General features: G+C 62.2%; 10 protein-coding genes. All 10 read right to left on the bottom strand.

Annotated elements, in window-relative coordinates; all coding sequences use genetic code 11:
* Positions 1 to 395: 395 nt before the first annotated feature.
* A complete protein-coding gene (gene rpoD / locus Q0K06_RS13195; protein ID WP_294553429.1) occupies positions 396 to 1,622 on the bottom strand; it encodes an RNA polymerase sigma factor RpoD in 1,227 nt (408 codons plus the stop codon).
* Positions 1,623 to 1,758: 136 nt separating this feature from the next.
* Entirely contained in the window at positions 1,759 to 3,549 is a 1,791-nt protein-coding gene (gene dnaG / locus Q0K06_RS13200) for a DNA primase (RefSeq protein ID WP_294553407.1), read from the bottom strand.
* Between the two features lie 58 nt (positions 3,550 to 3,607).
* The gene (locus Q0K06_RS13205) at positions 3,608 to 4,612 is read right to left on the bottom strand and encodes a deoxyguanosinetriphosphate triphosphohydrolase (protein WP_294553409.1); all 1,005 of its coding nucleotides are present in this window, start codon (positions 4,610 to 4,612) and stop codon (positions 3,608 to 3,610) included.
* 175 nt (positions 4,613 to 4,787) lie between these two features.
* On the bottom strand, positions 4,788 to 5,420 hold the full coding sequence (locus tag Q0K06_RS13210) for a YigZ family protein (RefSeq protein ID WP_294553412.1): 633 nt from the start codon (positions 5,418 to 5,420) through the stop codon (positions 4,788 to 4,790).
* Positions 5,417 to 5,971, bottom strand: coding sequence for a GNAT family N-acetyltransferase (locus tag Q0K06_RS13215; protein WP_294553415.1), 555 nt, complete (start codon positions 5,969 to 5,971; stop codon positions 5,417 to 5,419). The genes Q0K06_RS13210 and Q0K06_RS13215 overlap by 4 nt, the downstream gene beginning before the upstream one ends.
* Before the next feature lie 10 nt (positions 5,972 to 5,981).
* The gene (locus tag Q0K06_RS13220) at positions 5,982 to 6,548 is read right to left on the bottom strand and encodes a GNAT family N-acetyltransferase (RefSeq protein WP_294553417.1); all 567 of its coding nucleotides are present in this window, start codon (positions 6,546 to 6,548) and stop codon (positions 5,982 to 5,984) included.
* Positions 6,545 to 7,315 carry an AAA family ATPase gene (locus Q0K06_RS13225; protein WP_294553420.1) on the bottom strand — a complete coding sequence of 257 codons (771 nt, stop codon included), beginning with the start codon at positions 7,313 to 7,315 and terminating at the stop codon, positions 6,545 to 6,547. The genes Q0K06_RS13220 and Q0K06_RS13225 overlap by 4 nt, the downstream gene beginning before the upstream one ends.
* Positions 7,316 to 7,319: 4 nt before the next feature.
* Positions 7,320 to 8,612 carry a GTPase HflX gene (gene hflX / locus Q0K06_RS13230; protein ID WP_294553423.1) on the bottom strand — a complete coding sequence of 431 codons (1,293 nt, stop codon included), beginning with the start codon at positions 8,610 to 8,612 and terminating at the stop codon, positions 7,320 to 7,322.
* A 40-nt stretch (positions 8,613 to 8,652) separates the two neighbouring features.
* Complete coding sequence (locus Q0K06_RS13235) at positions 8,653 to 9,159, bottom strand: flavin reductase (RefSeq protein WP_294553426.1); 507 nt, start codon at positions 9,157 to 9,159, stop codon at positions 8,653 to 8,655.
* A 130-nt stretch (positions 9,160 to 9,289) separates the two neighbouring features.
* On the bottom strand, positions 9,290 to 9,406 hold a 117-nt coding region (gene rpmE, locus Q0K06_RS13240; protein ID WP_294553432.1), incomplete at its 5' end, for a 50S ribosomal protein L31.

Genomic DNA, 9,406 nt, shown 5'->3' on the forward strand with positions numbered 1-9,406 from the left:
AGGAAGTCCTTCAGCTTCTTGCTCCGGCTGGGGTGACGCGTCGCCGTCGCGGACTGCGCATCCCTCGCTTCCGGACGAGGCCGAAAGCTCTCTCGCTCCGTCGCTCCGGCTCTCCCCACGGGACCCGCTCCGCTAGGCTCCCGCGGGGGCCCCGGAAAGCTGCGTCCAGCAGTGAAGAAAGCGTCTGCGTCTCTTTAGTCCAGGAAGTCCTTCAGCTTCTTGCTCCGGCTGGGGTGACGTGTCGCCGTCGCGGACTGCGCATCCCTCGCTTCCGGACGGGGCCGAAAGCTCTCTTGCTCCGTCGCTCCGGCTCTCCCCACGGGACCCGCTCCGCCAGGCTCCCGCGGGGGCCCCGGAAAGCTGCGTCCAGCAGTGAAGAAAGCGTCTGCGTCTCTTTAGTTCAGGAAGTCCTTCAGCTTCTTGCTCCGGCTGGGGTGACGCAGCTTTCTGAGGGCCTTGGCTTCAATCTGGCGGATACGTTCACGGGTTACGTTAAACTCCTTGCCCACCTCTTCCAGGGTGCGGGTGCGGCCGTCCTCGATGCCGAAGCGCAGCTTGAGCACCTTCTCCTCCCTGGGAGTCAGAGTGCCCAGCACGTCCACCAGCTGTTCCTTGAGCAGGGTGAAGCTGGCGGCCTCAGAGGGCTCGGAGGCGTCCTCATCGGGGATGAAGTCGCCCAGATGGGAGTCCTCCTCCTCGCCGATAGGAGTCTCCAGGCTGACAGGCTCCTGGGCGATTTTCAAAATCTCCCGTACCTTGTCCACAGGCATGTTCATCTCCTCGGCAATTTCCTCAGGGCTGGGGTCGTGGCCCAGTTCCTGAAGGAGCTGGCGGGAGACGCGGATGACCTTGTTGATTGTCTCCACCATGTGGACCGGAATACGGATGGTGCGGGCCTGGTCGGCGATGGCCCGGGTGATGGCCTGGCGAATCCACCATGTAGCATAGGTGGAGAACTTGTAGCCCTTGGTGTAGTCAAACTTCTCCACAGCCTTGATAAGGCCCAGATTGCCCTCCTGGATCAGGTCCAGGAACAGCATGCCCCGGCCCACGTACCGCTTCGCAATGGAAACCACCAGACGGAGATTGGCCTCGGCCAGACGCTGCTTGGCCGCCTCGCCCCGCTTCACATCCTTTTTCAGGGCTTTCTCCTCCTCGGGGGTGAGGACAATGGGCTCGCCTTTCTTTTCCGCCGCCTCAATCTCAGCCAAGCGGGCCTTGGCCGCGTCTCCGGCCCCCATATCCTGGGCCAGCTGCACCTCCTCGTCCGGGCTGAGCAGGTTGACCTTGCCAATCTCTTTCAGGTACATGCGCACCGGGTCGTCAATGCCGAAGGAGTCTACCAGGGTGTTGGGGTCCACAATCTCCTCTTCAGGGATCTCCTCCAGTTCTTCCATAGGAGGCACAATGTCGGCGTCCAATTCGGGGAGATAGTCCTCGCTGACGGCTTCGATGCCCTGGTTCTCCAGCACATCATAGATCTTGTCCATCTGCTCAGACTCCAGATCCATGTTCTCCAGCACGTCCATCAGCTCACTGGACGAAAGGCTTCCCTTCTTCTTGGCCCTCTCTACAAGCTCAGTCAGCTTCTCGGAACCCTGGACGCCCTCTACGATCTTCATGATCTCGTTTTTGACCTGCTCTATCTTCTCCACGCTGGTGAGGGTGGACTTGGCTTCCGCCGCAGCTCCCTTGGCGTCGGTCTTCTTTTTCTCGCTCATGTGCGGTCATCCTCCATATGCTTTTTCTTTCTGTGTCTCAGGTATTCTGTCCGTTATACGCTTTTTTCTCCCGAAATTTTTCCCGGGCGGCCATGAGTGGGTCCTCCTGGCCCCCTCCGGCCCGCTTAGCGTACTCGGTGGCGATGATCTCTATGTAATCCGCCAGCGCCTTCTGGCTGTGGGCCAGGGATTCAGGCTGGTCCAATACATGTACCAGATGGCTCATCTCATCGGCGGTTAATTCTCCGGTCAGGGCGGAAAGCTGAGTGCTTCTCCCCTCCTGCCAGCGCTTGCGCAGCATCCCGTAGACCCGGCCCAGCAGGGGCGAGGAAAACTGCTCCGGCTCCAAGGAGCCCGCGCTCTGGAACAGCCCGGGCTCCAGCAGCATCAGCCGCAGCACCCCCTCCTCCGCACGGGCGGAGCGGATATTCTCATACCGCAGCTCCCGCTCTCTGGGCTGAAGCTGGGCGGCTGGAGTCAGGTCCTTCCGGGCCTGCTTCTTTTTGGCCTGCCAGGCCCGGTTCTTTCGGTACCGCTCCACCTCCTGGGCAAAAGCGGAAGCCGAAATCCCCCCGGCGGCGGCGGCCTTGTTGCCATAGATTTCCCGCTCGATGGGGCTTTGCAGGGACGCCACTGTCTCCACCGCCTCCCGCAGGAAGGATATGCGTCCCTCCTCGTCGGCCAAGCTGTACTTCTGGAGCAGAGACTCCAGCCGGTAGTCGTTCTGCCCGGCGCTTCCGTTCAAGCACTTCTCAAAGGCGGCAGGGCCGAAGCGCTTGACAAAGTCGTCCGGGTCCTGTTTGAGGGGGTTCCCCTCGCTGTCGTAGGCGTTGGGCAGCTGAAGCACCCGGACATTCAGATCCGCGTTCTTCAGAATGCCCAGCACCCGGTCGGTGGACTTTTTGCCCGCCGGGTCGTTATCGTAGCAGAGCACCAGCTCCTTGGTGTACCGGCCCAGAATGCGGGCGTGGTCCTCAGTAAGGGCGGTGCCCATGGTCGCCACTACATTATCAAACCCGGCCTGATGGAGGGTGATAACGTCGATATTGCCTTCCACCAGAATTAAATTGGGCCGTTTGGTATTCTTGGCAAAATTCAAGGCATAGATGAGCCGTCCCTTCTTGAACACTATGGTCTCCGGAGTATTAAGGTACTTGGCCCCCTCTTCCCCCGGCAGGATACGGCTGGTGAACCCAACCACGTCCCCCCGCACATCGATGACGGGGAGCATAAGCCGGGCGCGAAACTTGTCATAAATGCCGCCGTTCTTGCCCGCCACCGCCAGGCCCGCGTCGATGAGCTCCATCTTGCTGTACCCCTTGGCGGTGAGAGCCTTGGTAAGGGCGTCCCACTGGTCGGGAGCGGCCCCCAAGCCGAATCGGGTGGCTGTCCGGGGTGAAATCTGCCGCTGGGCGATATACTCCCGCACCCGCTGGCCCCCCGGTCCCTTCAGATAGTCATGGTAGAACCGTGCGGCATCCTTATTGGCCTCCAGGGCCCGGGCCCGCTTTTTCCGCCCGGCGTCGTCGCTGCCCGTGTCAGGCACCTCCATCCCCGCCCGTTTGGCCAGAAACCGCACCGCGTCGGGAAAGGACAGGTTTTCGATCTCCATGATAAAGGAGATGACTCCGCCGCCCTTGCCGCAGCCAAAGCAGTGGTAAATCTGCTTGTCCTGACTGACGGAAAAGGAAGGGGTCTTCTCATTGTGAAAGGGACACAGCCCCCACAGGTTGCTCCCCTTTTTGGTCAGGGTCACATAGGAGGACACCACGTCGGAGATCTCGCTCCTTGCCACCAGCTCGTCTATAAATTGTTCCGGAATCGGCACAGTAGCCCTCCTTTCCCCTATGATTGCCAGAGTTTTATGCTGTCATACGAAATCTGCCCTATTTCACGCTCCAGGCCGCCGGGATAAACAGTTCCCCGAACTTCTCCACCGCGTACTTGTCGGTCATACCGGAGACATAATCGCAGACAGCCCGCTCCACGCCCTCCTTTATTCGAATGTCCTGATACTCAGCCGGCAGCGCGTCCGGCTCCCGGACATAGTACTCAAACAGCCGCCTGAGCATGTCCTGGGCCTTGGTCTCCTCCCCTTTGGCCCTGGGGTTGGTGTACACCGATTCAAACATGAAGGCCCGCAGCTCCGCCATAGCCTCCCGGCAGGCGGGGGACTGGACGATATCGTCCTTCCCTGCGCTGGCGGCAATCACATCGGTGGTCAGGGTATTGATGCGCTCAGAGTGGGTGAAGCCCAGTACCTGGGAGATGGCAATGGGGATGTCCGTAGGGAAAATGATCTGTCCCCGCATGGCGTCGTCAATGTCGTGGTTGATGTAGGCGATTTTGTCAGCCAGGCGGATGATCCGCCCCTCCAGAGTCTCAGCCCGGTCGGGGCCGGTGTGGCACAGAATGGCCCGCCGCACCTCCCAGGTCAGGTTGAGGCCCTCGCCGTCCTTCTCCAGCACATCCACCACCCGAAGGGACTGGATGTTGTGCTGGAAGCCGCCGGGCATCAGCTCGTTGAGAGCCCGCTCCCCGGCATGTCCAAAGGGCGTGTGGCCCAGATCGTGGCCGAAGGCGGCCGCCTCGGTCAGATCTTCGTTGAGCCGCAGGCCCCGGGCAATGGTTCTGGCAATGCGGGAGACCTCGATGGTGTGGGTCATTCGGGTTCGGTAGTGGTCCCCCTCGGGCTGAAGAAACACCTGTGTCTTGTGCATCAGCCGCCGGAATGCCTTGGAGTGCACAATCCGGTCCATGTCCCGCTGGAAGCAGGTGCGGATGGGACACTCCTCAATGGGTCTGGCCCGTCCCCTGGATTCTGCCGCCAGACAGGCGCGGGGCGAGAGAAATTGGCGCTCCATGGCCTCAGTCTGTTCTCTTACCGTCATAGCCGCCGCCCCCTTACTTTCGTCTGGGAAATTCACCTGTATACTGTATACGCCGTTCCCTTCAAAAACCCTTCAAAAAAACAAAAAAATTTTTTCCTCTCCAGGCTCTTTTGGCCGGGCAGAAATTGGGGCCTGCCCGGCCGGAATCCGGCAGGGCAAGCTCCATCATCTCCTGTTATCGGGATACTGGCACCGCCTTGAATGCCTCGCCCAGGATCTGTACCGCCGTACCGCCGGCGGTGAGCTCAGTCATCCGGGCGGAAAAAGCCTCCGCCTGCTCTTCGGGCAGCAGCGCATGAACGGTTACGTCGGCGGCGTACTCGATCTCTCCCAGCACGCCGCCGTGGGCCTCCACCTCCAGCTTCACCCGGTCAAGGAAGGAGTAGGGGCAGGGCACCGCCGCCTCCACCCAGCGGCGCACCACCGAGACACCGGCCGCGTCCAGGGCGTCTTTGGCGCTCTGGGTGTAGGCCCGCACCAAACCGCCGGCCCCCAGCAGCACGCCGCCGAAGTACCGGGTCACCACGCACACCACGTTGGTAATCTCCTCCCGCTGGAACACGTTGAGCATGGGCTGCCCCGCCGTGCCCTGAGGCTCTCCGTCGTCGGAGTACCGCTCCACGCCCCCGTCCTGCAGGCGGTAGCACCAGCAGTTGTGCCGGGCGTCATAGTGCTTCTTCTTCACCTGTTCCACAAAGGCCCGAGCCTCTTCCTCGGTCTCCACCGGCTTTACCTGGCCGATAAACCGGGAGCGCTTCTCCACCAGTTCCGCCTGGGCGGGCGCCGTGGGGATATAGTATTCCGTCATGGCCGTCCCTCACTTTTTCGCTTCTCCCAGTCCCTGCGGGTTATGGAATAGCACAGCACCAGGCGGGACTCGTAGTCAAAGGCCTCCAACTGCTGCATCCGCAGGAAGCGGAAAGTAAAGCCGCACTTCCGGATGACCCGTTTGGACTTGTTGTTTCCGTCATAGTGGTCGCACCAGATGGTATGGAGTCCCAGCTCCTCAAACCCATAGCGCAGCAGCTCCTCCACCGCCTCGGGGATGAGCCCCCGTCCCCAGTAGGACGGGTCCAGGGAGTAACCGATCTCATTGTCCGGGCCGCCGGCCTCCTTCCGGTGCCGGCCGGTGAACCCGGCTGAGCCGATGACCCGGCCATCCTGCCGGTGAACCACAGCATAGGTCTCCGGTTCAGAAAATACTGTGCGGATGATCTCACGGCTCTCCTCCACACTCTCATGGGGCTTCCAGCCCGCGGCAGGGCCCACCCTGGGGTCCCGGGCATAGGAAAAGAGCGCCTCCGCATCCTTCTCCTCAAAAGGCCGCAGGATCAGCCGCTTCGTTTCAAGCTGTCTCATGGCTCCTCCTCTATCGCCATCCTTCCAGGTGTCTCTTTTCCCAGCGCTCCCTGCTCAGGGCGTAGCGGAGATGGGTGCAGGGATTCCCCGCCCCGTCGGCGGCGTCCTCCGTCGCAAAGTGGGTGAAGCCCAGTTTCTCAATGACCCGCTTGGACTGCTGGTTGAAATCAAAATGACAGCACTGGATCACGGCGCAGTTCAGTTCTCCGAACCCCCGGTCCAGCAGGGCGGCGGACGCCTCGGGGGCCAGCCCGCGGCCCCAGTAGGGCCGTGCCACCCAGTACCCCAGCTCCATCTGTCCCATGCCCTTGGGCACCGGCAGGTCCGGGCAGGGCACGTCCGGGGTGAAAAGCCCGATGCTGCCCACCGGCTCCCCCGTCTCCTTCAGGACCATGGCGTAGGTCTCGGGCAGACTCAGGGCACCGTGAATGATCTCCAGGCTGTTGGCCTGGCTGGTATGGGGCGGCCATCCCGCCCGGGGACCCACCTCCGGGTCGGACGCCCACCGGTAGAGCACCGGCGCGTCGCCGTCCTCCCAGGGCCGCAGGAGCAGCCGCTCTGTCTCTATCTGGATCATGGCCCCTCCTCTTCCGGCGCCAGAAGGACTGAGAGCATCCGCTCCGGCGCGCTGAGAAATTCTCTGGTAATCCGGTAGTGCTCCGTGTCCCGGTAGTCCACCCGTTCCACTCCGTCCGGGCCGTCAAACCGCAGGATCTCCGCCTGGGGGTAGGCCATCAGGATGGGGGAATGGGTGGCGATGATCAGCTGGCCGCCCCGGGACACCAGGTCGTGCATCAACGACAGGAAGGAGAGCTGCCGCATGGGGGACAGGGCCGACTCCGGCTCGTCCAGCAGGTAGAGTCCCCTGCCCCAGAAGCGGTTTTTGGCCAGGGCCAGCAGGCTCTCCCCATGGGACTGGCCGTGGAGGGATTTCCCGCCCACGTACTGGAGGTAGCTTGGCGTCAGAGGGTCGTCCTCCATCTCGTCCACATAGCTGGCCATGTTGTACAGGCTCTCCGCCCGGAGAAAATACCCGTCCCCCGGGATCTCCGGGCTGCGCACCAGACGCAGGGCCTTGTACAGGCCGGAATGGGTGTCCCGGCTGGCAAAGCGGAAGTTGCGGGATCCCCCCTCCGGGTTGAAGCCCCAGGCCACGGCGACGGCCTCCAGCAAAGTAGACTTGCCGCTGCCGTTCTCCCCCACGAAAAAGGTAACGGGGCAGTGGAACTCCAGCCGCTTCAGCCGGGCAATGGCCGGGATACGGAAGGCATAGTCCTCCGCTCCCACCTCCACTGGACGCTTCTCAACGCCCCGCAGGTACAGCGTGCCCTTTCCCCCTTCCATGCGCTCAGTCCTCCCAGAACTCCTTGGGCGGCGTCCAGCCGGAGACGATGAAGTCCTTCAGCCGGCCCAGCTGGATGGGGGTGCACACCGCCTCCACCTCGATGGCCTCGCCGTAGTCCACCCGCTCCACCTTGGCCTCCCGGTGGAGCATGTCCAGCACGCCCCCCTGGTCGTAGGGGATGCGCAGCACCACCCGGTGGGCTCCGGTATCCAGCCGGTCGCCAATCTTCTTCAGCAGCTGGTCCAGCCCCGCGCCGGTTCTGGCGGAGATGGACACGATGTCCTCCCCGTGGGGCACAATATCCCCCACATACAGGTCGGACTTGTTGAACACGTCGATGCGGGGCGTCTGGGCGGCGCCCAGCTCCACAATCAGCTTCTCCACCACCTCCACCTGCTCCCGCCAATCCGGGTTGGAGGCGTCAATGACATGGAGCAGCAGGTCGGCGTAGCTCAGCTCCTCCAGTGTGGCCTTGAATGCCTCCACCAGATGGTGGGGCAGCTTGGAGATAAATCCCACCGTGTCCGAGATTAGCACCTTACAGGTATCCGAGATCTCCAGGGTGCGGGTAGTGGTGTCCAGGGTATCGAACAGGCGGTTGTTGGCGGGGATAGCCGCGCCGGTCAGTTTGTTGAGCAGGGTTGACTTGCCCGCGTTGGTGTATCCCACAATAGCCACCACCGGCACCTCGTTCTTGATCCGCCGCTCCCGCTGGGTGGCCCGCACCCGGCGCACCTGCTCCAGGTCCTCCTCCAGCTTGGCAATCTTCTTGCGGATGTGCCGCCGGTCAGTCTCCAGCTGGGTCTCGCCGGGGCCGCGGGTGCCGATGGCGCCCTCCTGCCGCTCCAGGTGGGTCCACATGCCCAGCAGACGGGGCAGCAGGTACTTGTACTGAGCCAGCTCCACCTGGAGGCGGCCCTCCTTGGTCCGGGCCCGCTGGGCAAAGATGTCCAGGATCAGGGCGGACCGGTCCAGCACCGAAACGCCCAGGTCATCGGTCAGAGCCCGCTGCTGGGAGGGGGACAGGGCGTTGTCAAAGACCACCATGTCCGCCTCCATGCTCTGTACCAGCTCCTTGACCTCCCGCACCTTGCCCTCGCCGATGAAGGTACGGGGGTCGGGGGCGTCCTTATTCTGGAGCACTTCGCCCACGCACTGGCCCCCCGCTGTCTCCAGCAGGGCGGCCAGCTCTTCCATGGACTTCTCATCGGCGTTCTCCGTCCGGCTCAGGCAGGAGGCGTTGAGTCCCACCAGCACCGCCCGGTTCCGTTTTTCCTCTATGGTATGTTCCGTCATAGAACCTCCGCCGCCGGAATGTCAGTCCGGCGTTTTTCTCTTATTCCCGCACCAGGCACTCCACAATCTCGCCCACATAGGTGGTGTGAAAATCGCCGTTTGGGTAGTTTTTCTCAATCAGGCTCTTGTCCAGGAAGCAGTTCTCGTCCATGGCCTGGCGGAACAGCTTCCGGCACACCAGCACCAGCTCGGCCTGCTCAAAGTAGGGGGCGTTACCTGCACCGGCGGCCACGGTGAAGCCGCACTCAGCCACCTTGTCCACCTCACGGCCGCTCTTGCTGCCGCACAGGGACAGGGCCTTGCGGTACTCTTCCCCAAAGAAGGCCAGGGTGAAGTACTCCTCCCGGTCCACAAACTCCTTGGTGTACCGCTGGGGCCGGATGTAACAGGTGGCCACGCACTTGTTCCAGAGAACCCCCAGTCCGCCCCAGCTGGCGGTCATGGTATTGCAGCGCTCCGGCGTACCGGCGGTGACGAGCATCCACTGGTCGTTCACCATGGAGAACACGTTCTTGTTCAGGGTCTTCGGGTCAATCTTCTTAAACATGTGGTTCCCTCCTGTTATTTATCATGCGCTTTTATTCTATGCAGGAACATATCCGCTATCTACGGATATCCGCGCAGAATACAAAAAAGCCCGTACCGGTACCGGTACGGGCTCTTTGACCAAATCCAGCTTACTTGTCCAGGCCGAACTTCTTGTTGAAGCGGCTGACACGTCCGCCAGTATCCACCATCTTCTGCTTGCCGGTGAAGAAGGGGTGACACTTGGAGCAGACTTCCACGCGGATGTC

Source organism: uncultured Pseudoflavonifractor sp. (assembly GCF_944387805.1).
Taxonomy (GTDB): Bacteria; Bacillota; Clostridia; order Oscillospirales; family Oscillospiraceae; genus Pseudoflavonifractor.

What these genes read in the sequence shown, in the direction of transcription:
- Q0K06_RS13205 (WP_294553409.1), bottom strand. Translation starts at nt 4,612, where the DNA reads ATGACGGTAAGAGAACAGACTGAGGCCATGGAGCGCCAATTTCTCTCG.
- Q0K06_RS13215 (WP_294553415.1), bottom strand. Translation starts at nt 5,971, where the DNA reads ATGAGACAGCTTGAAACGAAGCGGCTGATCCTGCGGCCTTTTGAGGAG.
- Q0K06_RS13210 (WP_294553412.1), bottom strand. Translation starts at nt 5,420, where the DNA reads ATGACGGAATACTATATCCCCACGGCGCCCGCCCAGGCGGAACTGGTG.
- hflX (WP_294553423.1), bottom strand. Translation starts at nt 8,612, where the DNA reads ATGACGGAACATACCATAGAGGAAAAACGGAACCGGGCGGTGCTGGTG.
- rpoD (WP_294553429.1), bottom strand. Translation starts at nt 1,622, where the DNA reads ATGAAGATCGTAGAGGGCGTCCAGGGTTCCGAGAAGCTGACTGAGCTT.
- Q0K06_RS13235 (WP_294553426.1), bottom strand. Translation starts at nt 9,159, where the DNA reads ATGTTTAAGAAGATTGACCCGAAGACCCTGAACAAGAACGTGTTCTCC.
- Q0K06_RS13225 (WP_294553420.1), bottom strand. Translation starts at nt 7,315, where the DNA reads ATGGAAGGGGGAAAGGGCACGCTGTACCTGCGGGGCGTTGAGAAGCGT.
- Q0K06_RS13220 (WP_294553417.1), bottom strand. Translation starts at nt 6,548, where the DNA reads ATGATCCAGATAGAGACAGAGCGGCTGCTCCTGCGGCCCTGGGAGGAC.